Source organism: Tumebacillus sp. BK434, assembly GCF_004340785.1.
In the GTDB taxonomy this organism is placed as follows: domain Bacteria; phylum Bacillota; class Bacilli; order Tumebacillales; family Tumebacillaceae; genus Tumebacillus_A.
In genome coordinates this window covers 787,361-812,499 of sequence record NZ_SLXS01000002.1, presented here as the reverse complement: position 1 = coordinate 812,499, position 25,139 = coordinate 787,361, and the positions used below count along the sequence as shown (strand labels likewise).

The window sequence follows — 25,139 nt, the reverse complement described above, 5'->3', positions numbered from 1 at the left end:
TCAATAGAAAAGACCACCAAGCAACTTCCTTGATGGTCTTTTTGCAAAATGTTTTCCAGATCTCTACCCGACCTGTATCAGACGCTCCAGATTCGCAACAAAGCGGTTCAGATCCAGCTCTTTCAGCTTCTCCTTCGCCGACTCCATCTTGAACGACAGCTTGCAGTCTTCCACGCCGTGCACCATCGGCACGTCGGTGACGATCGTCGCCAAACGCTTGCTGAGCATGGCGATCTCCTGATGCTCTTCGATCTTCTCCTTCATCTTGCCTTTCAGCAGATGGCGGTTCTCGATCAGGTTCTCCACCGTGCCGTATTCCAGCAACAGCTTCTTCGCCGTCTTCTCGCCGATGCCCGGCACGCCCGGGATGTTGTCGCTCGTATCGCCCATCAGGCCTTTCAAGTCGATGATCTGCGACGCGGTCAAGCCCCACGTCTCAAACAGGGAGGCCGGCGTATACATCTCCATCTCCGTGATGCCCTTTTTCATGATCGCCACCGTCACGCCGCTTCGGACCAGTTGCAGCGCATCGCGGTCGCCGGTCAGCACCAGCACTTTGTGCCCGGCGTCGGACGCCTGATAGGCCAGGGTGCCGATGATGTCGTCCGCTTCGTACTTCTCATCAAAATGCTGCGGCACGCCGATCGCCGCCAGCACTTCTTTCATCGTTTCAAACTGCGGGTGCAGCTCGTCCGGCAATTCTCCGCGCGTGCCTTTGTACTGCGGGAACAGCTCGCGGCGGAACGTATCGCGCGACACGTCCCAGGCCACGAACAGATGCGTCGGCTGCATCTTCTCCACCGCGCTGAGCATCATGTTCAGAAACCCAAAGACGCCGTTCGTATACACCCCGCTGGACGAACGCATGATGCGCCCGGAAAACGCCGAAGCAAAATACGCCCGCACCAGCATCGAACTGCCATCCACGATCAAAAAGTTCGAGTTTTTCAAAGTGACTCCCTCCGCTCTCCATTATCTTGTCTATTATACCACAGGGCAGCTCCATTCTACTTTTTGACAAAAATTGATCGGGCATGTAACGGCTCCCTGCTCTCCTGCGTCAGATGGTATGCTACGATCAAAGATGACGCATTTGAAGGAAAGGGGGCCCGCCCCGTGGATGAAATTGTAAAACGAGCGCTCTACGACGCCGACGCGATGTCCGACCTGCTCGATGAGCTGGAACCGTTCGTGTTCAAAGTCTCTTTTTCGCTTACCCGCCATCAACAGGACGCCGAAGACCTGGCCCAAGACGTCCTTTATAAAATTTGTACGAAATTATCCAAGTTCCGCGGCGACTCTTCGCTGCAAACGTGGGTCTACAGCTTGATTATGAACGCCTATCGCGATGCGTTGCGCAAGAAGAAGATCCGCCAGACCGAACCGCTGCCCGACCAGACGCCTGTCTCCTCGTTCGAAAAGGCGGCCGATGCCCGGCTGATGCTGGAAGCAGCCTTAAAAGGTCTGCCGGAGACAGACCGCAACATCCTGATCCTCCGCTTTCAAAACGATCTCTCCGTTCGCGAAGTCGCGGAGATCATGAACTTATCCGAATCGAACGTCAAAACGCGGGTCTTCCGCATCAAAGACCGGCTGCGAAGCTTATTCCTTCAAGGAGGTGAAGTGCTGTGAAATGCGAAGACGTGCAAAAAGCGATCTGGTCCTCCCTGCTCACCCCTGATGACAGCGCCCACATTGAAGCTTGCAAGGCCTGCCAAGGAGAACATGCCCTGATGGAAAAAATCGTTCATGACCTGTCCAACATCGACACGCCGCAGCCCTCCAAGTCGCTCAAGCCGAGCCGCGAAGAGATTGAAAAAGCCATCCGCAGCAACAAGCGCCTGCCTTTCGTCCGCTGGACGTCCATCGCAGCCAGCGTGGCAGTCGTGATCACCGCCGGCACCTTGATCGCACAGCAGCTCAGCGCTTCCCCGGCTCAGCTGACCCCGGCGACTCCGCCGCAGCCCGCGCCGGAGCAGCCGGTGACGCCGCCGAAAACAGATCCGGTGGACAAAGCCACATCGACGCAAGACGACAAGGTGGAGATCCAAGTTCAGTTCCAACCGACCGCCGAGAACACCGAGCTGGTCGAAGCGCTGAAAGAGTACATCCAGGCCGAAGCCGACCCGGAGCGCGCCAACCGCTTTGTGATCGTCAACATTGAGCTCACGTCCAAGCCGGGCATCGACAACCGCATCGTCGCCTACGTCAACCTCGAGACACGCCACAGCAGCGGCAAATCGAGCAGCGCCATGCCATTTCCGACCGGGTCGTTTCTCGAAGTCGTTCAGTTCGCCCGCCAAAAAGACGGCAAACTGGTCGTCGACACGTTTGCCGATCACTTCCGCAGCACGAAGATCGAGCAGACGCTCACCTACTTTGCGCAGAGCTTGCATGACCGCAATGCGGTACTGCAGTGGGCGCTGTTAACGCCGGGGCGGCAGAGCGAAGTGCTGCTTGACTACGAGGCGGCGAACTGGACGCTCGCCGAGCAGAATGAGCGTGGCCAATCGGTCAAGAGCTGGGAGATCCTGAACAAGGACCCGAAGATGCCGGATGCCATGCCCGAATACGACGTGCAGCTCTGGTACAACGACGCCAAGACGGAGGGCGAGATCGCCCGCGTGCAGCTGATGCAGGACAGCGGCTATTGGCGCGTGTACAGCTTTCAGACCAGCTTCCCGTCCCCGAATGACAGATCTCCGGCGTCGGGACGCCGCGAAGATGGCATCGTCTTTGAGTCCTCCACCGCTAAGGTCGGGGACAAGATCGGCACGATGACGCTGAAAGGTTTGCAGGTGACCGACCAGGACCAGCTCTACTCTGTGCTGGCTTCGTTTTCCGGCCGCGTGACGATCACCGGCCAGTTCCAGCGTATGCAGCCGGGTCTGGAAGCAGCAGGCGGCCGCCTGTATTTTATCCCCGACCGTGCATCGGCCAAACAGTTCCCGCTGCTCGCCCGCGACGTTCGCGGCGGTCTCAAGCTGCAGTTCCGCAACGAGGACGAAGCCAATCGCTACCTCGGTGACCGCGGTGCCGTCGGCTTTGCGACGATTGAAGTGGAAGACTACACCATTCAGTACATGCCCAAAGATGTGTGGGATCAGGTGACTCTGGTCAAAGTGATCTCCGTCAAATAGCAGCGTTTGAGCCAGGCGGTGTGACATCGTCTGGTTTTCTTTTTGGAACTTTCCATATATACACCTATACAAAGTATGTGTTATAATTTGGATAAAACTTCCCAAGTCAAGGAGTGAGCGCTATGTATCAGGCAGTGCGGTATGACGAGCAGTTGGAGCAATTTTTGGCGAAAATCGAAGCGGGCAGCGGAGAAGACGCGGGGCGAGTGATCGCAGAGTTGCAGGCGGACGGGTTGACCGACAAGCAGATCTACTTGCTGTTTGCGCTGGTCTCGGCGCGCTGGATCGACCATCACGGGCCGTGGATCGGGCACGGTACGCTGAACATGGGACCGATGATCCATGCGTCCGCCTTGATGGATGAGCGGCACAAGCGGCTGGCGATGATTCAAGCGGCGCTGTATGTGTTCGACCTGTTCCATGCGCCCAACTACGGCCCGTACATCCAGCCGCACGTGCAAGGCGTGCAGCGCGCGACGCCGGAGGAGACGCAAGAGGATCTGCTGAAGAACTTTGCGGACGGCACGTATCAGCATCTGACGGAGAACTTGTTTGTCGGCCTCTATCGCCAGACGGGAGGCGATGTGCGCCATGTGTTGCTGCGCATGGGGCTTCAGGAATACGGCGGCAATGAGCACAAACTGCTGATCGCGCTGCGCACGCTCGACCTGCTGGCGGTGGATGATTTCGCAAAGTACGGCGAGCCGTTGCTGCGTCCGGCTGTGCAGTATCTGGCTTCGCTGCCGAAGAAACCTGTCTATTGGGAGCGCGTGCAGGCGGCGATCGCCAAGCATGTCCTGGCCGACCATCCGATGCGCTGGGAAGGCGAAGTCGATGCGGAGCTGGTGGACGCGTTTGCCGCGCAGCTGATCGAGGCGGAGCATGGCACCGAGCCCGATCTGTTTGGCGCCCAACTGGCGGCCGGCGTCAATCTGCCGACGCTGTATGAGACGCTGGCCATCGCTTCCTCGCAGATCTTCTTGCGGAGCGGCTCCTACGATGAACACATCGTGACCGGCATCCACTGCCTGCTGAACATCCTGCGCGACGAGACGGTGCCAGCCGAGCTGAAGCGTCCCGCGCTGCTGACCGCCTTGGAAAGTGCCCGCACGCGGACGTTTAAAGGCGACCGTGCCGCTTGGCTCACGCTGCCGGATGTTGCTGAAGTGCAAGCGCCGAGCGAAGCGGACCTGCTCGCCGCGATCCTTGCCAGCATCTCCCGCGATGCGACAGGTCTCGAAGCGGCATCCCTGACCGGAGCGTACTTGCAGCAAGGGTACGACCTCGACGCCTTGACCCAAGCGCTGATGCACGAAAGCCTGAAAGTCGGCGGCCCGTTCCGCGCCCTGCACATCACCAAAATGATCTGGGGCCTCTGGCTGGAAACCAAATACTCTTCCCACCCCGCCCGCTGGCACCACCTCGCCGCCGCATCAGCCGCCATCGCCCGCGCCTACAACCAGCGCGAACATGCTGAACGCGCGTTGCAACAGTGGTAGCAATCGGAAAAGACTTCCTGTCTTCGACAGGAAGTCTTTTAAAGCAACGCTATTAAATATGAAACTTGGCGCCAGTCTTAGTCAAACAGGTACCTTGAGACGCTATCTCCCTTTGAAAACACCTTGCCGCTTCTCAAACATCGCCTGCATCGCTTCCCGATAATCTTCCGTCTCGGTCGCGATCGCCATATGCGACGACACGAGATCCAGCGCAGTGCGCAGATCGGCATTCACGCTCTGATACGCCGCTCGCTTGATCAGTTGCACCGCAACCGGCGGTTGGGCGGCGATCTTGCGTGCCAGCTTGTAGGTCTCTTCCATCAGCTGCTCCGCCGGCACGACGCGGTTGACCAATCCGATGCGCAGCGCTTCCCCGGCATCGATCAGGTCGCCGGTCAGCAACAGTTCCAGCGCCTTGGGCATCCCGACCAGCCGCGGCAGGAAATACGCTCCGCCGTCGCCCGGCACGATGCCAAGCTTCACGTACGCCTCGGCAAAGCGCGCCGTATCGGCCGCCACGCGCATGTCGCACATTAAGGCCATGTCGCAGCCCGCCCCGATCGCATCGCCGTTCACCGCCGCGATCACCGGCTTGTCGACTTGCTCCAGCGTCAGCGGCACGCGCTGGATCAGCTTCCAGAGCGAATTTTTCCGCGCCAAGCCCGTGCTGTGCGTATCAAGCTCCGACTCGCCCGGCTCCAAAAAGCCCCGCCCTTCGCGCATCGCCTTCACGTCGCCGCCCGCGCAAAACGCCTTTCCGTTCGCCGTCAGCACGACGACGCGGATGTCCTCGCGGTCGCGGCACTCCTCCAGCGCCTTCACCCATGCTTCGATCATCGGAATGGAGAACGCATTCCGCGCCTCCGGTCGATTCAACACGATTGTCGCGATGCCCTCGTTTACTTCAAACAGCAGATGCTCCATGCCGCTCACCTCACTCCAGCTCGTTCTGCACATTCTCTGGCACATAATAGACGGCGATCGGATTGCCCGGCTCCTCCCCGGGAATCCAGTGCCCTTCGATCCCCAGCGCCCGCGTCGCCGCTTTCAGATGCAGCATCGCGATCCCGCAGCAGAGGCGGCTCGAATTCGGCGCGCCCCGATAGACCGGCTTCTTGTCCTTATACTCCTCGATGCTGGAGACTGAGATGCGCCCGTCCTTGTGATAAAACACATGCCACGGCTGCTTGTTGTACGACGACGGCGCCACCTGCACCGCTTCCAGTCCGCGGTCAAACCAGCGCGGCGGCACCACGTCTTCCAGATACGAGATCTGCTCCAGCGGCTTGCGCGCCCCGCGCTTCGTGCCGAACTTGAACAAGCCTTCATACAGCGAGCTCATCCCGTCCTTCTTCGCATAGCCGACCGGCGACACGGCCAGCACCCGCTCGCCTTTGGCCAGACCGATCAATTCGCCCGCCACTTCCGGCCGGAAGAACCCGCCGATCCAGCAGGTGTCAAAACCGAGCCGGGTCGCGTACAGCACACATTGCTCGCCCATGTAGCCGGTCGCTTCATAAAAATACGGGTCTTCCACATTTGCGATCATGCAGATCATCGCCGGAGCGCCCTTCACCGCGCCGTAACTGCCGAGAAAGCCTTTGAAAATCTTCGCTGTCGTCTCCGTGCCTTCGAGCAGCACCGCCCGCGTCCGGGCACCCGGGTACGGCTCCCAGCCGTTTTGCAAAAACTGCAGCAGGTGCTCCCGCTCCGCTTGTGGCAGCGGTTCACCTGTGTACGATCGCAGCGAATGCCGGTGCTCGATCGCTTCATATAATTGAATCGCGGTCTCCCGCGTCATCTGTCCTGTTGTCGTTGTGCCTGCCATTGCCTGCTGAGCTCCTCTCGTGACTTACCCCCTCTCCTTAGCATATCACAAAAAATCCCTAGCCTAAATATTTCGTCGCTTCTGCCGGCGGCAGTTTGAACGCTTGCCAGGCCGGGAGCATCGTCCCGAGCAACGCGATGAGCAGCGTCCCGCCGACATACAGCCCGATCTTGGCATACGGGAACAGCAGCGTGATCGGTTCGTCTTCAGCAAACAGCTCGATCATCACCGCGCCGACGTAGCTTCCGCAAAGCGAACCGATCAAGATGCCCAGCATGCCGATCAGCGCACCTTCGACCATGATGCTCCAATAGATCAGCCCCGGCCGCACGCCGATCGCCCGCAGCATCCCGATCCCCTGACGGCGTTCGCGGATCACCCGCATCATGATGATCGCAAGGCCTCCGATCCCGATCAACGCCGCCAGCAGGCAGAAGCCTTCAAACGTCGTGAACAGCATCCGCACAAACGAGCTGTTCAGATGCAACTCCGCCTGCACATTGCGCATGGGATAGATGCCTTGCTGTGTCAACGCTTTTTCAATCCCTTTCACCGTCTGTGCAGCGGCCTGTTCGTTCTGCAGGCGAATCAACAGTTCGGTGGCGATCCGCTGCGGATCGGTCGCCAGGCGTTCGACTTCGCTTTGTTTGACAAACACGCCCGATGAGGCCAGAAACGAGATGCTCTCCACCTCATACGCCGCCACCCCGATGATGCGCTTCTTAGGCAGTTCAGCCCACTGCATGTCCTGTTCGGAGACGATCATCACGCCAGGATCATTCGCCACCGCCAGCCACGCCTCCCGGTCAGAAGCATACGCCGGGTCGCGCTCGCGCAGCTGCAGCGTGGTCTGCCCGGCAAACGCGGCATCGATCCCGTTGAGATTCGGGTACTCCGTCCGCTCAAAACCGGGATCGTCTTCGCCAAACAAAGCGGTCTGCCACACCGCCGCCACGGCCGCGACACTGCTCGTTTCCACATGCGGCGAATCTTGCAGCTGCTGTTTCAACTGCTCCGTTGTTATTCGTTTTCCTTCCGCCGTCGCCACCAGATCATAGCCGCCGGTGAGCAAACGAACATCCCGCTCGCCAAACTGTGCCGCCATCGTCTCACTGAACACCCCGGACAGCGAGGTCAGAAAAAACACCAGCGCAAACATCAGCACCAAAAGCGTCGTCCGTGTCTTCTCCAACATCGGGTAACGCAGCGCCATCCGCAGCACCGCCACCAGGCGCCCAAAGGGAGCGAGCGTCTTGTCGATCACTCCTGACAACGGCCCAAAAGCGGCGGTCACAAGCATGGCGCAGGACAGCGTCAACGCAAACCCGATCGCAAACAACCACAAAGGAAACGTACCTGAAAACGTCTCCCTGAGCCCCGTCCGAAACGCGTCGGTCAGCGTCAGTAAAAACAGCACGGCCGTCAGCACCGCCGTGACCAGCCGCACCGCGGTGCGCGAGAGGGACAGCTTGCCTTTGCCGATCCGCTCGCGGCGCGTGTCCCCGGCTGCATACAGCGCTTCGACGATCGTGAGGTCGGACGCCCGCTTCGACACCCGCCGCGAGCACAGCAGGATCAAGAGCACCCCGATCGAAAAGCCTTGAAGCAGTGGCTCCGCACCCACCAGCAACTGGTAGTCCACCTGCAGCCCTTCCTCCTGCGCCACAGCACTGGCAAACAAGCCGCCCATCGACAGCATGATCTCATATGCGAGACCCAGCCCGGCCAAGAGTCCAACACCCCCGGAGAGCAGCGCATAAAACTCCCCTTCCAGCCGCAGCAGTGCGCCAAGGTCGACGCGCGTCATGCCCAGCGCTCGCAGTACGCCGAGCTCCTGCCTGCGCTCTTCGGCGATCATGTGGAAGATGTTCAGGATCAGCATCACGCCGATCAGGATCGCCGTCCACGAAGCGATCGTGAAGATCGGCAGCAACTTCCTCGATTTGTCGAGTCTCCACTCCGCTTCGCCGCGCACCGCCCTGTCTTGCAGGCCGAGACCGGTGCCGGATAAAACGGGAATGGTACTGTCCAATCGCCCCGATCCAAACAGATAGGTCGGATACGAGAGCAAAACGTTGGTGTACGCCCCCTCCGGCACCCCGGCCAGCTTGCGCGCAGTGTCCAGACTGACCAGTGCGGTGCCCGCCGCATGCCCGCTGCCGCGATACCCGGTCAGCCCCTGCTCCGGCACCACCGCTTTCACGAGAAACACAGCACTTCCGCTCGCGACCCGGCTGCCCGCCGTCACTTCCAGTTGCTCTGCCACCGGCTCGGACAGCACGATCTCGTCCACCCCGATCTCCGGCACGCCTGCCATCGCCGCTTGATCAAACTGCCGCGCCTGCTCGTGGTCGAATCCGTGCAGATAGACCCCCGGCCGCATCAACAGCGTTGCGCCCGTTGCATCGGTCGTGTGCAGCTCCGACACCAGCGCCGCCGTCGGCAGCACCCCCGTCACGTCGCTCAACTGCCCCTGCTCAACCTGCTCGCGCAGGTCGGCCACCACGCGCTCCGGCACTACGCCGGACCCGGCCTGCGCATCGTACCCGATGCGGCCAAACTGCCGTTCCAGCGCGTGCTCGCCGCTCTGCACCATCGAGTGCTGGAATAGCAGGGCGGAGGTGATCAGCGCTGTTCCGATCATCGCGCCCAAGACGGTCAGCGCAGCCGTGCTCTTGTGCAGCACCAGATTGCGCCACGCCATCCGCCGCAGATGCGGAGCCCGCCTTGCTGTCCGATACAGCTGCCACAACATCCAGAGCAGCGGCAGGCCGAGCAAGAGTGTCACGATCATCGCGGTTCCCTCCTCTCGCGCTTCGTCACCCGCTCTTGCACGATCTGACCGCTGTCCATGTAGATCACCCGGTGCGCCCGTTCCGCCACTTCTGGGTTGTGCGTGACGATGACGAACGAGATGCCGTCCACCCGGTTCAGATGGTCAAACAGATCGAGCACCAGCTCGGTCGTCACCCGATCCAGCGCGCCGGTCGGTTCATCCGCCCAGATCACGTGCGGCCGGTTGACGATCGCCCTCGCCAGCGCCACCCGCTGGTGTTGGCCGCCCGACAGTTCGCTTGGCCGATGGTGCGCCCGCTCCTGCAAGCCGACGCGGGTCAGCGCTTCTTCAGCCCGCTTGCGTGCTATCTTCACCGGCATGCCTTGGGTCAGCAGCGGCAGTTCCACATTTTCCACCGCCGACAGGACAGGAATCAGGTTGTAGGTCTGAAACACGAACCCCATCTGCTCCGCTCGCCAGCGGTCGCGCTGCACCTCGTGCATCATCTGCACATCCTGCCCATCGAACCGCACCGTGCCCGACGTCACCGTATCGATCCCCGACATGCAGTTGAGCAAGGTCGTCTTGCCGCATCCCGACGGGCCCATCACCGCGATCATCTCGCCTGGCGCCACGGTCAGCGACACCTCGCGCAGCGCTTCGACCGCCGTATCGCCTTTTCCGTACACTTTCCAGAGCTTTTGCACTTCGATCATCTGCCTCTACCTCCTTTCCCTACACAGTAGCAAAGCGGTGTGCACAACCTGTCAGGAAGATATCAAGAAGTTGTCAAGACGTCGGAAACAACGGCAGGGTCAGCGTAAACGTCGTCCCTTCGCCCGGCTCGCTTTGCACCCCGAGCGACCCGCCGTGCGCGACGGCGAACTCCTTCGCGATGGCGAGCCCGAGACCCATGCCGCCCGACTGCCGGCTGCGCGATCCTTCCACGCGGTAAAAGCGCTCGAACAGATACGGCAGATTCTCCGGCGGAATCCCCGGTCCGTTGTCGCGGACGGCGACATGGAGTTTCCCTTGGCCGCGGCGCACCTGCACCTCGACCCGGCCGCCATCCGGCGTATAGCGGATCGCATTGCCGATCAGGTTGATCAGCACCTGCTTGATCCGCACCCGGTCGCAGTACACCTCTTCCTCCACATAGCCGCTGACCAGAAGCTCCGTGCCTTTCAGCTCCGCCTCCAGCTCCAGCACGCCGGTGATCTCCTGCAGCAGCTCCGCAAACGGCACCCACGTCCGCAGCAAGGGCAAGGCGCCTGCCTTCGCCAACGACAGCTGCTGCAGGTCCTGTACCAGCCGGGTCAAGCGCGTCGTCTCATCGAGCATCGGCAACAGCTGCTCCGGCACCAGCTCTGCTCTGCCTTCCAGCATCGACTCCAGTTGCCCGCGCAGGATGGCGAGCGGCGTGCGCAGCTCATGCGCCACATCGGCGACCAGTTGGTCCCGCGAGTGCGAGCCCCGCGAGAGTTCCAGCTCCATGTGGTTCAACTTGCCGGTCAGCAGTTCCAGCTCGGCCAGCCCCTGCACCTGCCACGGACCGCGGATTTCCCGCTGCTTTTCCGCCTGCTCTGCCAGCGCTTCCAGCGGGCGGGAGATCCACAGCGCCACCAGATACACAAGGGAGATACCAAGCATCCACAGCACCAAGAGCACAACCGGCAGATCCTGCCCGCCGCCAGTCCTCTCTCCGGCCGCATAGCCGAGCCACACCGCCGCCAAAACACCGGCCGTAAACAAGGCACCGTACGCCCGCATCAACCGTTTGCGCAGTGTCATGTCGGCTCACCGAACTTATAGCCGACGCCAAAGACGGTCACGATCAGCTCCGGCTGCCCCGGGTCGCGCTCCAGCTTTTTGCGCAAGTTGGAGATGTGCGTGTCGATCGACCGCTCGTATCCGGCGTACTCTTCACCCAGGGCGATCTCGAGCAGTTGCAAGCGGCTGTACACCCGCCCCGGCGACGCGGCCAGCGTGACGAGCAGCTTGAACTCGGTCGGCGTCAGCGTCACCGGCACGCCGTCTAAAAGCGCCGCATGCCGGGCCAGATCGACCGTCAGCCGCCCGCGCACCAACTGCTCGTTCTTCTCCGGCAAAGGCACCGCTTCGCCTTGCGCCCTCTGCAGGCGTCTCAGTACCACGCGAATCCGCGCGGCCAGCTCGCGCATCGAAAACGGCTTGGTGATATAGTCATCCGCGCCGAGTTCCAGCCCGAGCAGTTTGTCCAGCTCCTCCGTCTTCGCCGTCAAAAAGATCACCGGCACTTCCGAAAACTCGCGCAGCTTGCGGCAGACCTCGAGCCCGCTCATCCCCGGCATCATCCAGTCGAGCAGCACCAGATCGACCGCCGAGCGGCGCAAGACGGCGAGCGCTCCTGCTCCGTCGTTCGCCTCCAGTACAGCGTACCCTTCCTGCTCCAAGTAATTGCGCACGATCCCGCGCAAGGTCTCTTCATCATCGACTACCAAAATCGTTCCGAGCATCTGCGATCCCTCCTCAGATCAAACTCACGCCGAGATATACCGCGCTGACCAGCATGATCACCGCCGAGACGCGGCTCATCACCGGCAGCAGGCGCGGATTGATCTTGCCGACCACGCGCCCGGCCAGTGCAAGCCCGGCGAACCACAGGCAGGATACCAGCATGCAGGACAGGGTAAACCACACTTTTTCCGCACCGGCGTACTGCAGCGAGCTCGTCCCGATCACCCCGATCGTGTCGAGAATCGCATGCGGGTTGAGCAGCGACACCGATGCGGCAAACACCACCTGCTTCCGCCAGGTCATCGCTGCCCGGTTCGTTCCGTCTTCGGCGAGCGCCGCCTTGTCCGCCCCGCGCCACGTCATCCACGCCATGTAGAGCAGGAACAAGATCCCGGCGACGAGCAAGACATAGCGCACCAGATCGACCTGCAACACCAGCATCGAAACGCCGAGCACCGCCAGCAGGATCAACAGCGCGTCGCACAGCGCGGCCATCACCACCGCCGGCAGCGCCCGCAGGTAACTCCTCTGCACCGCCCCCTGCGTAAAAAGAAACACATTCTGCACCCCAAGCGGCAAAATCAGCCCAAGCGCCAGCAGAAATCCATGCCAAAACGCCATTTAGAAATCCACCCTTTCCCAGCAAAAAGCGACGATTCCTGCATACGATCCCAGAAATTCATCCCAGCAATCCATTCCGGCAAACCTTTACCTTCTCAGCAAAAAAGCCACCGTTTCGGTGGCCTTTCCCAACAGCTTCCATCGTATTCCATACGTAGGCGATTATTCCTGCATTACCTTTTTAATAAACACGGTCGTCTCCTGCGCCAAATCGACTTCTTCGACGTTGTGGGATTCCCATTCGCCGTCCTCTTTCGTGAACACGCGGACGACCGGGCGCGTCGGCAGCCCTTTGTGCTGGGCGACGATGACGCCGACCTGTCCGGTGTCGAGGCGCACCGAGATCCCGGTCGGGAAGACGGCGACGGCGCGCAGGAACTGGATCACCACTTCGCGGTCGAATCTCTTTCCGGCGAGGCTCATCAACAGCTCCGTCGCTTCGTGCGGCAACATCGGCATGCGATCATCATCGCCGGAGATCAGGTTGTCATACTCGTTGGCGACGGCGACGATCTTCGCAAACGGATGAATCTCATCGTCCTTCAGCCCCCGCGGGTAGCCGGTGCCTTCCAGATTCTCGTGGTGCTGCAGCGCGCAGTGCGCCGCCACGATCGAGATGTCATTCTTCTTGCGCAGACGCTTGTAGCCCCGCCACGTGTGCTTCTCGTCGTTCGACAAGCCGGAGGGCAGATCCGCATCCTCCGATTTCTTCACCGACTCCGGCGCTTCGACCTTGCCGATGTCGTGAAACAAGGCACCGATCGCCAAGTCGGCCAGTTGGCTGCGGTTGAACCGCATGCTGATGCCGACGACCAGCGACAGGATGCAGACGTTGAGCGAGTGGACGAACAGACGGTTGTCCAACGTGCGAATGTCGCTCAAGTTAACGAGGACATTCCTGTTCTTGATCAGCTCGTCGATGATCCCGCTGGTCGTCTGCGACATCACTTTGGTATCGAATTCTTTGCCGCCCTGAATGCATTGCACAGCAACGGCCAGATTGCCGAGCGCCTCACGCCTCGTCTCTTCCGACACGACCTCTTCGACCACGACGTCCTGGAAACGCTTGTCCTGTATGTACATCATCGTCACGCCGAGGCGGCGCAAGGTGCTGAGCATTCCCACCGTCAGCTGCACGTCTTTGTTCAAGAGCGGACGTCCGTCAGCTGTATAGATCGATCTTGCGAGCACGTTGCCGGGCTGCACCATATCGATCGGCACATGGCGCATGGAAGTCTCCCCTTTTTTACGTTCCTAAATCATCTTCATAAAACGACATAATTCTACTATCATTAATTTACCACAAACCTTAGCGGCGTGCTACCTTCCCTGCGCCCGCCTGATCGGTCGGTTTGACGATGATCGCGTCGATGTTCACATGCTGCGGACGGGTCGCCGCAAACACCACGCAGTCAGCGATATCTTCCGCCACCAGCGGGGTCATCCCGGCATAGACCGCATCCGCCTTCTCCTGATCGCCGAGGCGCACCATCGAGAAGCCGGTGTTGACGAGGCCCGGATCGACGGTCGTCACGCGGATCGGCTGCCCGAGCAGCTCCTGACGCAGGGCATCGGTGATCGCGCGCACAGCGAATTTCGTCGCGCAGTACACCGCGCCGCCCGCATACGCTTCGCGCCCGGCGATCGAGCCGAGGTTGATCACGTGGCCGTTGCCGCCTTTGATCATATGCGGTACGGTCTCACGGGTCATCAGCAGCAGACCTTTGACGTTGGTGTCGATCATCTGATCCCAATTCTCGGAGTCTGCTTCCTCAATCACCGGGGTCACGCCTTTGGCCAGCCCGGCGTTGTTCAGCAACACGTCGATGCGGCCGTATTGCTCCGCCACCGCCGCGACAAACGCTTTCACGCTGTCCGCTTTGCGCACATCCAGTTCCATCACAAACGGCTGCACACCGGTCTCCGCTTCGATCGCCTGCGCCACAGCTGCCAATTTTTCCGTGCTGCGCGCCCCCAGCGCCACCTGGAACCCTTCCCGTGCCAGCGCAACCGCGCTCGCCGCTCCAATGCCGTTCGACGCTCCGGTGATCACCGCTACCTGTTCTTTGAATCTGCTCATGTCCACGATCTCTCCTTTGCTGCTACCCTCTCTGTTTCCCTCTCTATGATGACCAATTCGCGTCAAAAACTGTGAATCCTTTTTGGCGGCCGCAGCAGTTCTTCGCGCAACAAAAAGAACCTCCGCGCGAAGCGGAGGTTCTTTTCGATGCTTACAGATCTTTCGCCAGCCACTTCACGGTGTTTACCGCGAGCTTGGCATGGCTGTATTGCGGCCAAGAGTTATAGTTTGCCACCGAGGTCAGGCCGGTGCCGTCGTTGTACGGCGAGGAGTCGCCGATCGCCGAGACGCGGCCGCCGGACGGCAGCTGCGAAGCGACCACGTACGGGCCTGCCGCCGTGTCGGTCAGGTAGACAAGGCCTTGCGCGTACGCGGAGTTGGTGATCGTAAACGTCGCGCCGTTCCACGCTGCCACGCTCGTCACGCCGCTGGTGATCGCGTGCTGGCGCACGTCGGTCATCGGCTCTTGCGTGATGTCATTTTCGTTGACGCGGAAACCGAACGATTTGCCGATCCACTCGTTGGTCGCGTTGTACTGGCCTTGCAGGTAGCCGTTGAAGATCTCTACCGAATCCCACCCGTCGTTGTTGCGGTCAGACACGATGTGGTCGGCGATGATATAGACGCCTTTGCCTTTGTTCAGCACAAAGTCGTTGATCGCCGTCTTCTCGGTCGCCGTGAAGTTGGTGTTCGGCTCCGGCAGCACCAGCACGTCCACACCGGTCAGCACGGTCGAAGTGATCGCCGCCGTGTTTTCGCGCACGGTGTAGCCCGCATTGCGCAGCGCCGTGGCAAAATCGGAGTACGCGCCGTTGATCACCCAGTCTGCGTTGCCGCAGGTGTTGCAGTGCGCGTTGTCAAACAGGACGACTTTGCCGGTCGGATCCGGCGGAGGTGTCGTGCCGCCGCCGTCACCGCCGCCCGGAGCGCCATCGGTGCTGATCGAGTTTTTCGCATTCGGCGTGCCGCCGAGCGCGGTCGACTGGCCCCAGGTCGCCTGAGCGGTGGACGTGCCGTCCGCCGATTTGCGCTCCAGCGAATAGCCGTTGCCGTTGCCGCCCCAGGCCGAGGTGAACTCGAAACCGTCGATCTTGTCGGCAGCGGTCCACATGCCGTCGCGGTTGCTGTCGCGCACGAGATGTACGCCGTCGCCGGAGTTAGACAGCGCAGGTCCCGTCGACGTCCACTTCAGCGTGGCCGAAGAGGTGGAAGCGCCGACCGTCAGATACCCGCCGGCCGGAATCGTGGTGCCGGCCGGGAACCAGTATTCGCCTTCTGCGGTGTCGGTGCCTTCGTTGTCGGACAGCAGGAGCCCGGAGATGTCGATCGCCGCAGAGGTCGGGTTGTACAGTTCGACCCATTCGCCGCCGCTGGTCTGGTTCCACATCACTTCATTGATCACGATGTTGCTGGCAGCTTTTGCCGGCGTGCCGCCGATCGGCAGCGCGGCCGTCGTGACCAGCGCGGTGGCCAGCATGGTGATGCCAAATACTTTGTTCATTTTCATGTCAGGGTGCCTCCCGGTGTGTTGGTGTGTTGGTGTGTGGGCTTACAGGTCTTTTGCCAGCCACTTCACGGTGTTCACCGCGAGCTTGGAAATGCTGTAAAGCGGCCAAGAATTATAGTTCGCCACCGAAGTCAAGCCGGTGCCGTCGTTGTACGGCGAAGAGTCGCCGATCGCCGAGACGCGGCCGCCGGATGGCAGCTGCGAAGCGACCACGTACGGAGAAGTATTGTTGGTCAGGTACGCGACGCCTTTCGCGTAGCTGGAGTTCGTGATCGTGAACGTGGCGCCGTTCCAAGCTGCGACCGAAGTGACGCCGGTGGTGATCGCATGCGCGCGGATGTCGGTGATCGGCTCTTGCGTCACATCGACTTCGTTGACGCGGAAACCGAATTTCGCGCCGACCCATTCGTTGGTCGACGAGTACTGGCCCAGCAAATAGCCGTTGAAGATCTCAACCGAGTCCCAACCGTCGTTGTTGCGGTCGGAGTTGGCATGGTCTGCAATCACGTAGAGACCTTTGCCGCTCGTCAAAACAAAATTGTTGATCGCCGTCTTCTCCGTCGCAGTGAAGTTCGTGTTCGGCTCCGGCAGAATCAGCACGTCCACGCCGGTCAGGACGGTGGACGTGATCGGATTTTTGTTCTCCACGACGTTGTAGCCTGCATTGCGCAGCGCTTGCGCAAAGTCGGAGTACGCGCCGTTGATCACCCAGTCTGCGTTGCCGCAGGTGTTGCAATGCGAGTTGTCAAACATGACAGTCTTGCCGGCAGCCTGCACCATGTCCGGTTGCGCCGTTTCAACGCCAGCGAACAACGTCAGCGCCAGAGCGGCAGAAGTTGCGGTGATCAGGAAAGAACGATTCAGTTTCATCTTGGAACAGCCTCCATCTAGTAAAAAGGTATTCGAACCAAGATTTATTATATAGGATGCATGATGAAATATCATTAAGAAATTATTGACGTAATTTATATAAACGGAAGGCCGAACATCTGACGCATATATTAAAAAAGAACTCGCCTAGCGCGAGTTCCCTGCGTCTTCGATCGTTTCCAAGGTGGAGATCATATGCTCCAAGAGCGGCACCACATCCTCGATGTTGTCCTCATCGATCTTGCCTTTAAAATAGAGCGTGATGCGGTAGATGCCCTCTTGCGTCTCTTCCCGGCTCTGCTTTTCCGGATTGGGTTCGAACGGGGCGAGACGCTCATGCACGACATCGGCGACTTCCGCCCAGACCGTTTGAAAATGTTCATCCAGCGCCGCGCTGTTCACGATCATCCGCTCCGGCAGTTCAAAAGTCAAGGTCAGCATCGAGCCCGGCACTTCCTCGGCCAGCCGCATGCGCCGCAGCTCCGAAGCAAAATCGACCAAGGTCGAGGACAGTTCAAGTTTCGCTGCACAGGTGGCGTTTTCCGGCCTTTCCACTTGCATCACAAAGGAGCGCGACATCGTGGCGAGATTGACCAGATCGTCCCGGCCCGTGACCAGGATGCGCCCGGCGCGGTCGAGATCGTACAAGGCCCCTTCAAAGACCACTTTCAGATTATCGTAGATCGTGGGATCGAACACCTTTTGTCCCCTCCTTTTTTCCTGAAAATCCCCTGAGAAATCATGGTACAATAGGGTATCACTTCTACAGAATCTAATTATATCGAGGGGGATATACGTTGAACACTGAAATGCAAAATTTTCTTGATCGCGTGATTCCGAAATACCGTCAGCTGACGATCGACTCGAACCTGGCCTACTGGGCCGCGACCACGACCGGCGATCCGGAAGCGGATGCGCGCTACAGCTCGATCAAAGCGGAGTACATGAAGCTGCTCGCCAACCGCGAAGACTTCGCGGAACTGAAGCGGCTGAAAGAGAGCGGTGCCGTGACCGACCCGCTGCTCGCCCGCCAGCTGCTCATCTTGTACAACCAATACGAGCAGCAGCAGATGGACGATGCCGACATCGAGAAACTGGTCGCGATGGAGACCGAGGTCGAAGGGATCTTCAACACCTTCCGCGCGACGATCGACGGCGAGAAAAAGTCGGACAACGAGATCAGCGACATGATGCGTCTGGAGACCGACAACGCGAAGCGCAAAGCGGTGTGGGAAGGCTCCAAGCAGATCGGCGCCGAGGTGTCCGGCAAGGTGCTGGATGTCATCCGCTTCCGCAACGGCTTGGCGAAGAAGCTCGGCTATGACAACTTCTACACGATGAACCTGACCTTGCAGGAGCTGGATGAGACCGAACTGTTCAACCTGCTCGGCGAGCTGGAGCGCCAGACGCTGGCCCCGTTTGCCGAGATGAAGCAGGAGCTGGATGCGGAACTGTCGCAGCGCTATGGCATCGATCCGTCGCAGATGCGTCCGTGGCATTACTCCGACCCGTTCTTCCAAGAGGTGCCGGTGACCAATGACGTCGATCTGGACAAATATTTCGAAGGTCAGGATGTGGTCGCGCTGACCAAGACGTATTTTGACAGCGTGGGTCTGACCGACATGCAGAAGATCATCGACAACTCCGACCTGTATGAGCGCGAAGGCAAATACCAGCACGCCTACTGCACGAACATCGACCGCGAAGGCGATACGCGCATGCTGTGCAACGTGCGCAACAACGACTACTGGATGTCCACGATGCTGCACGAAGCGGGCCATGCGGTCTATGACTACTACAACGACCCGAGCCTGCCCTACGTGCTGCGCGATGCGGCGCACACGCTGACCACCGAAGCGATCGCGATGCTGTTCGGCCGCCTGACCAAAAATGCGGACTTCCTGATTCAGATCGCCGGCGTGCCGGCAGCAGAAGCGCAAGGGCTGCAAGCAGCGTTTGCCAAGCAGTTGACCCGCACGATGCTGATCTTCGTGCGCTGGAATCTCGTGATGACGCACTTCGAGCGCGACATGTACAAGAACCCGGATCAGGATCTGAACACACTGTGGTGGGACTATGTGGAGCGCTTCCAGCTCGTCAACCGTCCGGAAGACCGCCACCAGCCGGATTGGGCGGCGAAGATCCATCTCGCGGTCGTGCCGGTCTACTACCAGAACTACATGCTGGGCGAGTTGACCGCGTCGCAGCTGCAAGCGTCGATCGAACGCGACCTTGGCGTCGCCTCCATCGTTGGCGACACTCGCATCGGCGAGTGGCTGACCACCAAGTTCTTCAAGCCTGGCGCCCGCTGGTCTTGGAACGAGAAGATCGAAAAGGCAACCGGCGAGAAGCTCACGCCGAACTACTTCGTCAGCCAATTCGTACAGTCATAAGTAAAAGGCTTGGGATCGCTCCCAAGCCTTTTTTGCGGTCTTTTTTACTTCGGCAGCCGGATCGTGATCGTCGTCCCCACGCCTTTTTCCGATTGGACGTCCAGTTGACCGCGGTGCTCTTTGATGATCTTGGAGGAGACGGTCAGTCCGAGGCCGGTGCCTTCCGTTTTCGTGGAATAGAAGGGGCTGCCGAGGTTTTGGATCTCCTCGTCCGTCATGCCGATGCCGGTGTCGATCACCTGCAGCTTCACATATTTGTCTTCTTCTTCCGTGCGCACGGTCAGCGTCCCGCCGACGTTCATCGCCTCGAGCGCGTTCTGCATCAGGTTGAGCACCACTTGCTGGATCGCTTCCTTGTGCATCAGCACCGGAGGCAGTTCGCACAGGTCGGTGTGGACGTGAATGTTGCGCAGGATCGCCTGGTTCTGCACCAGCACCAGCACCCGCTCGATCACCGTGTTCAGCGAGATCGTCTCGCGGATCACATCGCTCGGCTTGGTCATCAGCAGGAAGTCGCGGATGATCTTCTCCATCCGGTCGACCTCTTCGACCATGATCCGCGTGTACTCTTTGATCTCGCCTTCCTGCTCCATCGTCTTTAATCGATGCAGCAGCTGCAGGAAGCCTTTGATCGAGGTCAGCGGATTGCGAATCTCGTGCGCCATCGCAGCCGCCAGTTGGCCGACCACGGCGAGCTTCTCCGACTGGATGATCTCGCGCTGAAACTTCTTCTCCTCCGTCACATCGCGGAAGCACAGCACGCCGCCGACTCTTCCGCCCTGTTCATCAAACAGCTCCGTCCATTCAAAATCGCTCAAGATGCGCTCGCCGACTTTCAGTTCGATCGCAGCCTTATGCATGATCTTGTCCAGCAGATCCTGCGGCAGATCCGGCTGCAGGCGCGTGATCACCTCCAGCATCGTCTTGCCGTACAGCTCCGTCTGTGTCCCTTTCAGCCAGTCGCGTCCCATTTGGTTGATCTCGACCAGCGTCAGGTCAGGCTGGAACAACAGGATCGCCCGCGGGTCCGCTTCAATCACATAATGGTAGCGGGCTTGGAGCAACGCCCCGCCTTGCTCCGCATCGCCCTGTTTTTCCAGTTTCCGTGCTCTATTGTAAAAATACGCCGCTGCTGCCAGACAAACAGCCACTATCGCCCATTGCACACCGGGTACCAAGAAGTTCATCGAATCCCTCCCAGAAGCGGGGCATGCACTCACAAGCAAGAACCACCCCGCATTAAAAGACATTCGTCATATTTTACACGAACTCCTTCGTATTTCTAATTTTTGTATACAATGGATGAACTGTGGGCTCCATTTTTTAAAACATTACATCTCAGCCGGTGCTTCCAGACCTAACAGGCGCAGGCCTTCCTTGAGCACGGTCGCCGTCGCCGCGACCAGTTGCAGGCGCGCCTGCTGCACCGCTTCCTCTTCGGCCAGCACGCGGACGTTTGCGTAAAACTTGTTAAACGCCTGCGCGAGATCGATGACGTATTTGCCCAGCGCCGACGGATCGAACTCAGCTCCGGCGCGCAGCACGACATTCGGGAAGTTCAGGAGCAGCGTGACGACCGCCCAAGCTTCCGGAGCGTCCAGCGCCCCTTCCGGCAGGTTGACGTTCGCGTTTTCCTGATAGCCCGCCTTGCGCAGGATCGAGTTGGCGCGCGCATGCGTGTACTGCACGTAAGGGCCGGTCTCGCCTTCGAAGGTCAGCATCTCTTCCAGCGAGAAGTTGATGTCGTTCAGGCGGAAGTTCTTCAAGTCGTGGAAAATGATCGCGCCCACGCCGACCTGTTCGGCCACCTTGTCCGCATTCTCCAGCGTCGGGTTCTTTTCGGCGATGACTTTTTTCACGTCATCGATCGCGTTTTGCAGCACTTCGTCGAGCAGGATGACTTTGCCTTTTCTGGTCGACATCTTCTTGCCGTCTTTGAGCATCATGCCAAACGGGATGTGGTGCATTTCTTTGGCGAACTCGTAGCCCATCTTCTCCAGCACTTTAAACACCTGGCGGAAGTGCAGACGCTGTTCGCCGCCGACCACGTAGAGTGCTTTGGCGAACTGGTAGGTGTCCTGGCGGTAAAGCGCCGCCGCCAGGTCGCGCGTGGCGTACAAGGTCGCGCCGTCCGACTTTTTGATCAGGCACGGCGGCATGTCATATTCGTCGAGCTTGACGACCATCGCCCCTTCGTCCTCCACGAGCAGCCCTTTTTCCTCCAGCTCGCGGATGACGCGGTCCATCTTGTCGTTGTAGAACGCTTCGCCGTGCAGCGAGTCGAACTTGATGCCCATCAGCTCATACGTCTTGTTAAATTCTTTCAACGACTCGTCGCGGAACCACTGCCAGAGCTGAGCTGCTTCCGCATCGCCGTCCTCCAGCTTTTTGAACCATTCGCGGCCTTGATCTTCCAGCTCCGGATGCTCTTTCGCTTCGTCATGGAACTTGACGTAGAGGCGGAGCAGTTCCGGGATCGGATTCTGGCGGACCGCTTCTTCGCTGCCCCATGTTTTGTAGGCGACGATCAGCTTGCCGAACTGGGTGCCCCAGTCGCCCAAATGGTTGATCCGAATCGGCTGATAGCCCAGCTTTTCCAATAGATTCGCCAGCGCGTTCCCGATGACTGTCGAGCGCAAATGGCCCATCGAGAACGGCTTTGCGATGTTAGGCGACGACAGGTCGATCGTCACGTTCGCGCCACCGCCCAGGTCGTGCTGGCCATACTTGGCTTGCTGCGTCAAGATCGCAGCGATCACATCGGCCGCCACCGCCTGCTGGTCGAGGAAGAAGTTGATGTACGCGCCAACCACCTGCACGTTCGCGACCGGCACACCGGCCGCTTGCAGCGCCGGAGTCAGTTGCTCCGCCACTTCTGCGGCGATCACCGGCGGCGCTTTGCGCAAGGTCTTCGCCAGTTGGAAGCACGGAAACGCGAGGTCGCCCATCTTGGGGTCTTTCGGGGTTTCCAGCATTTTTGTTACAGTTTCCAGATCGAGTTGGACGATCGTTGCCAATTGCTCGGCAATCTTGTGTTTGTACGGCATTGAATTCACTCACCTTATTTATCAGAATAGTCCAAGCAAATAAAAAAGCTCTCGTCTCTTCTTGGAAAAGAGACGAGAGCGTTGCTCCCGCGGTGCCACTCTTGTTGCCCGTCGCTGATACGGGCCAACTTATGCGTCTGCTGTAACGGGCAGACCCGGCACGCCCTACCACTTGCATGTTCAGGCGGCGTCTCCGAGGTGCGCTTCTCCGTCTGCTTCCCCGCCAGGCTTCCACCGTCCCTGGCTCGCTTTGTGTTCGGCAAGCGGATACTCTCCTCATCACAGACCTAATATTGCCTTTTATTATAACGTCAAGAGATGCTTCCTGCAACTCGGACCTGTCAGCCGACGATGCGGTTGCGTTTGACGTAGCGGTTGTACGTTTTGTAAAAGAGCGTTGCCGTGCCGATCAGGCAGGCAAAATCGTCGGTGTAGCCTACGATGAACAGAAAGTCAGGGATCAGGTCGATCGGCGAAATCATGTAGAGCACCCCGCCTGCGAGCAGCAGCTTGTCGCGCGTCGGCGTGTGCTTGTCCTGAAACATGCCTCTTACGTTTTGGAAAAAATTAGGTTTGTTCATCTTCGCACGCCCTCCTTTTTCTGCTACCATTATAACCAAGAGGGGGGAGTGTATGAAAGACCCTGCAGCTTTTTGGAAATTTTTATTCATGATCGGTGTGTTGGTGGTCGGGTTTTTCACCTTCTTCCCGGCCGATGCGGGACATCATGCCGAAGTGGCCGCCCGCTCGCAAAATATCACGCAAATCTCGCTGCAAGACGAGCTGTTCGCCATCAAGCAGCAGTTGCCTCCGGGGCGCTACTATGTGCAGGAGCTTCGCATGGCGTATCGGCCGGACGGAACGATGCGCCATCTCGCGCTGGAACTGATCTCTCAGCCCAACGCAGAAGGCAGACGTGTGAGCGCCCGCATCACTCGACAGACAGATGCATCCTACTATGACGTCAGCTACAGCGAAATCAAAAACGGTAACCAGAACGGCGACCTTGATCTGGAAGACCTGCACAACGTGCTGACACCGTATGTTTTATCCGTCATGATCCCGCAGGAGCCCTGTGCTTATGTATACGTGGAAGGTACACCTGTCCTGACCAAGATCGACTACAAGACGGAGGGGGACTACTACACCGTCCTCGACGTCCCTCATCACACGCGGGGCATGTATCCGATCAAAGCCGGCACCGGCTATCCGTTCACCGTTACGCCGATGCAGCAAGTCAGCGAAGGTCACGAATCAGGGCAACCGTTGCACCGCTTCCTGCTCACTCGCCAACAATAACGAAAAACCTTCTCCCCTGCGCGGGGAGAAGGTTTTTCTATGCTTAAAATACTTTCTCTGCAAAATCGGAGAGCTTGTTCAGGGAAAGGTTGTCGATGTCTGCATGCAGGGAGTTGCCGTGCGAGTCCATGGTGACGATCGCCGCGAAGCCTTCGACTTCGAGGTGCCACATCGCTTCCGGCACGCCGAATTCCATCAGGTCGACGCCTTTGACTTTTTTCACGCAGCGGGCGTAGTACTGCGCCGCGCCGCCGATCGCGTTCAGGTAGACCGCGCCGTGCTCCTGCAGGCCTTTCAGCGTCTTCGGACCCATGCCGCCTTTGCCGATGACGGCGCGCAGGCCGAATTTCTTGATGATGTCAGCCTGGTACGGCTCCTCGCGGGAAGACGTGGTCGGGCCGGCCGCTTTAACATGCCATTCGCCTTTTTGATCTTTCATCATGACCGGGCCGCAGTGGTAGATCACGCCGCCGTTCAGATCGACCGGGGAGGTGTGCTCCGGCTCCATCATGTATTTGTGGAACGCGTCGCGGCCGGTGTGCATCTCGCCGTTGATGATGACAACGTCGCCGACTTTCAGATCGCGCACCTGCGCTTCGGTGATCGGCGCCTGCAGCACGACGGTGCGGGTGCCGTCTTCATCTTCTGCCGGCTCTTGCTTCGAGACGACGATCGGGTCGACCGCTTCTTTGAACTGCCATTCTTTGATCGAGCCGGACGCCGCGTCGAGCACGACGCCGAGGCGACGGAACGCCCAGCAGTTGTACGCCACCGAGACGTAGAAGGAAGCCGGGAGACGGTTCATCACGCCGATCTTGCAACCGAGCAGGGACACTTTGCCGCCAAAGCCCATCGTGCCGACGCCGAGGTGGTTCGCCGTCTCCATGATGTAGTCTTCGAGCTTGGCGAGATCCGGGTTCGGGTTGACATCGTCGGTGCGGCGGAACAGCTGATCTTTGGCCAGCGTGTAGCCGGACGTGCGGTCGCCGCCGATGCTGACGCCGATGAAACCGGCGGAGCAGCCTTGGCCTTGGGCCTGGTAGACTGCGTGCAAGATGCACTTGCGGATGCCGTCGAGGTCACGGCCGGCCTTGCCGAGGCCATCGAGTTCGGTCGGCAGCGAGTATTGGATGTTTTTGTTTTCACAGCCGCCGCCTTTGAGGATCAGCTGCACTTCGACATCATCGCGCTCCCATTGTTCGAAGTGGATCACCGGCGTGCCCGGGCCGAGGTTGTCGCCGGAGTTTTCGCCGGTCAGCGAATCGACCGAGTTCGGGCGGAGTTTGCCAAGCTTGGTCGCTTCGGCGATCGCTTCTTTGATCTGCTGCTTCATGATGATCTGGTTCGCGCCGACCGGCACGTGCAGATGGAACGTCGGCATGCCGGTATCTTGGCAGATCGGCTGCTCTTCTTCCTGCGCCATGACGATGTTTTCGGCGATCGTGTCGAGCGCGAGCGACGAGCGGTTGCCCAGCTCCTCCTCCAGACGCGCCTTCATGACCGCTTTGCGGACGTCAGACGGCAGGTTGGTCGATGTTTCGATGATCAGTTTCAGCATGCTTTCCTTGAACTGTTGCATATAT

Annotated in this window: 22 protein-coding genes and 1 other annotated feature; of the genes, 5 read left to right on the top strand and 17 right to left on the bottom strand. The window is 59.5% G+C overall.

Going from position 1 to position 25,139, the window contains the following annotated elements:
- Nucleotides 1-63: 63 nt before the first annotated feature.
- Nucleotides 64-951, bottom strand: a complete 888-nt coding sequence (locus tag EV586_RS07925) for a 5'-3' exonuclease (RefSeq protein ID WP_132944524.1) — start codon at nucleotides 949-951, stop codon at nucleotides 64-66.
- A gap of 165 nt (nucleotides 952-1,116) precedes the next feature.
- On the opposite strand from EV586_RS07925, the gene EV586_RS07920 reads away from it, so the two are divergent.
- From EV586_RS07920 to EV586_RS07910, 3 genes are all read left to right on the top strand, one after another.
- The gene (locus tag EV586_RS07920) at nucleotides 1,117-1,632 is read left to right on the top strand and encodes an RNA polymerase sigma factor (RefSeq protein WP_132944523.1); all 516 of its coding nucleotides are present in this window, start codon (nucleotides 1,117-1,119) and stop codon (nucleotides 1,630-1,632) included.
- A complete protein-coding gene (locus EV586_RS07915; protein WP_132944522.1) occupies nucleotides 1,629-3,140 on the top strand; it encodes an anti-sigma factor in 1,512 nt (503 codons plus the stop codon). The genes EV586_RS07920 and EV586_RS07915 overlap by 4 nt, the downstream gene beginning before the upstream one ends.
- Before the next feature lie 122 nt (nucleotides 3,141-3,262).
- A complete protein-coding gene (locus EV586_RS07910) occupies nucleotides 3,263-4,639 on the top strand; it encodes a hypothetical protein (protein ID WP_132944521.1) in 1,377 nt (458 codons plus the stop codon).
- Nucleotides 4,640-4,741: 102 nt separating this feature from the next.
- Here the strand turns inward: EV586_RS07910 and EV586_RS07905 are convergent, their stop codons facing one another.
- From EV586_RS07905 to EV586_RS07850, 12 genes are all read right to left on the bottom strand, one after another.
- The gene (locus tag EV586_RS07905) at nucleotides 4,742-5,563 is read right to left on the bottom strand and encodes an enoyl-CoA hydratase-related protein (RefSeq protein WP_132944520.1); all 822 of its coding nucleotides are present in this window, start codon (nucleotides 5,561-5,563) and stop codon (nucleotides 4,742-4,744) included.
- A gap of 10 nt (nucleotides 5,564-5,573) precedes the next feature.
- Entirely contained in the window at nucleotides 5,574-6,467 is an 894-nt protein-coding gene (locus EV586_RS07900) for a nitroreductase family protein (RefSeq protein WP_132944519.1), read from the bottom strand.
- A 58-nt stretch (nucleotides 6,468-6,525) separates the two neighbouring features.
- Entirely contained in the window at nucleotides 6,526-9,261 is a 2,736-nt protein-coding gene (locus EV586_RS07895; RefSeq protein WP_132944518.1) for an ABC transporter permease, read from the bottom strand.
- Nucleotides 9,258-9,959, bottom strand: coding sequence for an ABC transporter ATP-binding protein (locus EV586_RS07890; RefSeq protein WP_132944517.1), 702 nt, complete (start codon nucleotides 9,957-9,959; stop codon nucleotides 9,258-9,260). Before EV586_RS07890 ends, EV586_RS07895 begins: the two co-directional genes overlap by 4 nt.
- Before the next feature lie 73 nt (nucleotides 9,960-10,032).
- Entirely contained in the window at nucleotides 10,033-11,034 is a 1,002-nt protein-coding gene (locus EV586_RS07885; protein WP_132944516.1) for a sensor histidine kinase, read from the bottom strand.
- On the bottom strand, nucleotides 11,031-11,738 hold the full coding sequence (locus tag EV586_RS07880; protein WP_132944515.1) for a response regulator transcription factor: 708 nt from the start codon (nucleotides 11,736-11,738) through the stop codon (nucleotides 11,031-11,033). Before EV586_RS07880 ends, EV586_RS07885 begins: the two co-directional genes overlap by 4 nt.
- Nucleotides 11,739-11,751: 13 nt before the next feature.
- Entirely contained in the window at nucleotides 11,752-12,360 is a 609-nt protein-coding gene (locus EV586_RS07875; RefSeq protein ID WP_132944514.1) for a LysE/ArgO family amino acid transporter, read from the bottom strand.
- A 162-nt stretch (nucleotides 12,361-12,522) separates the two neighbouring features.
- Complete coding sequence (locus tag EV586_RS07870; RefSeq protein WP_132944513.1) at nucleotides 12,523-13,590, bottom strand: HD-GYP domain-containing protein; 1,068 nt, start codon at nucleotides 13,588-13,590, stop codon at nucleotides 12,523-12,525.
- Nucleotides 13,591-13,669: 79 nt separating this feature from the next.
- A complete protein-coding gene (locus tag EV586_RS07865) occupies nucleotides 13,670-14,440 on the bottom strand; it encodes an SDR family NAD(P)-dependent oxidoreductase (RefSeq protein WP_132944512.1) in 771 nt (256 codons plus the stop codon).
- A gap of 151 nt (nucleotides 14,441-14,591) precedes the next feature.
- The gene (locus EV586_RS07860) at nucleotides 14,592-15,947 is read right to left on the bottom strand and encodes a lamin tail domain-containing protein (RefSeq protein ID WP_132944511.1); all 1,356 of its coding nucleotides are present in this window, start codon (nucleotides 15,945-15,947) and stop codon (nucleotides 14,592-14,594) included.
- A gap of 42 nt (nucleotides 15,948-15,989) precedes the next feature.
- On the bottom strand, nucleotides 15,990-16,817 hold the full coding sequence (locus tag EV586_RS07855) for a motility-associated ABC transporter substrate-binding family protein (protein WP_132944510.1): 828 nt from the start codon (nucleotides 16,815-16,817) through the stop codon (nucleotides 15,990-15,992).
- A 147-nt stretch (nucleotides 16,818-16,964) separates the two neighbouring features.
- Nucleotides 16,965-17,516, bottom strand: coding sequence for a hypothetical protein (locus EV586_RS07850; RefSeq protein ID WP_132944509.1), 552 nt, complete (start codon nucleotides 17,514-17,516; stop codon nucleotides 16,965-16,967).
- A gap of 98 nt (nucleotides 17,517-17,614) precedes the next feature.
- On the opposite strand from EV586_RS07850, the gene EV586_RS07845 reads away from it, so the two are divergent.
- Nucleotides 17,615-19,210, top strand: a complete 1,596-nt coding sequence (locus tag EV586_RS07845; protein ID WP_132944508.1) for a M2 family metallopeptidase — start codon at nucleotides 17,615-17,617, stop codon at nucleotides 19,208-19,210.
- A gap of 44 nt (nucleotides 19,211-19,254) precedes the next feature.
- Here the strand turns inward: EV586_RS07845 and EV586_RS07840 are convergent, their stop codons facing one another.
- From EV586_RS07840 to EV586_RS07830, 3 genes are all read right to left on the bottom strand, one after another.
- Nucleotides 19,255-20,397, bottom strand: coding sequence for a two-component system sensor histidine kinase NtrB (locus EV586_RS07840; protein WP_165898425.1), 1,143 nt, complete (start codon nucleotides 20,395-20,397; stop codon nucleotides 19,255-19,257).
- Nucleotides 20,398-20,541: 144 nt separating this feature from the next.
- Nucleotides 20,542-22,257, bottom strand: a complete 1,716-nt coding sequence (gene argS / locus EV586_RS07835) for an arginine--tRNA ligase (protein ID WP_132944506.1) — start codon at nucleotides 22,255-22,257, stop codon at nucleotides 20,542-20,544.
- Nucleotides 22,258-22,322: 65 nt separating this feature from the next.
- Nucleotides 22,323-22,549: a binding site (T-box leader), on the bottom strand.
- Nucleotides 22,550-22,598: 49 nt separating this feature from the next.
- A complete protein-coding gene (locus EV586_RS07830) occupies nucleotides 22,599-22,838 on the bottom strand; it encodes a YkvA family protein (protein WP_165898422.1) in 240 nt (79 codons plus the stop codon).
- 52 nt (nucleotides 22,839-22,890) lie between these two features.
- Between EV586_RS07830 and EV586_RS07825 the strand changes: the two genes are divergently transcribed.
- Nucleotides 22,891-23,556: a hypothetical protein gene (locus tag EV586_RS07825; protein WP_165898420.1), complete on the top strand. Its 666-nt coding sequence runs from the start codon at nucleotides 22,891-22,893 to the stop codon at nucleotides 23,554-23,556.
- Between the two features lie 43 nt (nucleotides 23,557-23,599).
- On the opposite strand, the gene EV586_RS07820 is transcribed toward EV586_RS07825, so the two are convergent.
- The gene (locus tag EV586_RS07820; RefSeq protein ID WP_132944503.1) at nucleotides 23,600-25,135 is read right to left on the bottom strand and encodes a fumarate hydratase; all 1,536 of its coding nucleotides are present in this window, start codon (nucleotides 25,133-25,135) and stop codon (nucleotides 23,600-23,602) included.
- Nucleotides 25,136-25,139 lie beyond the last annotated feature (4 nt).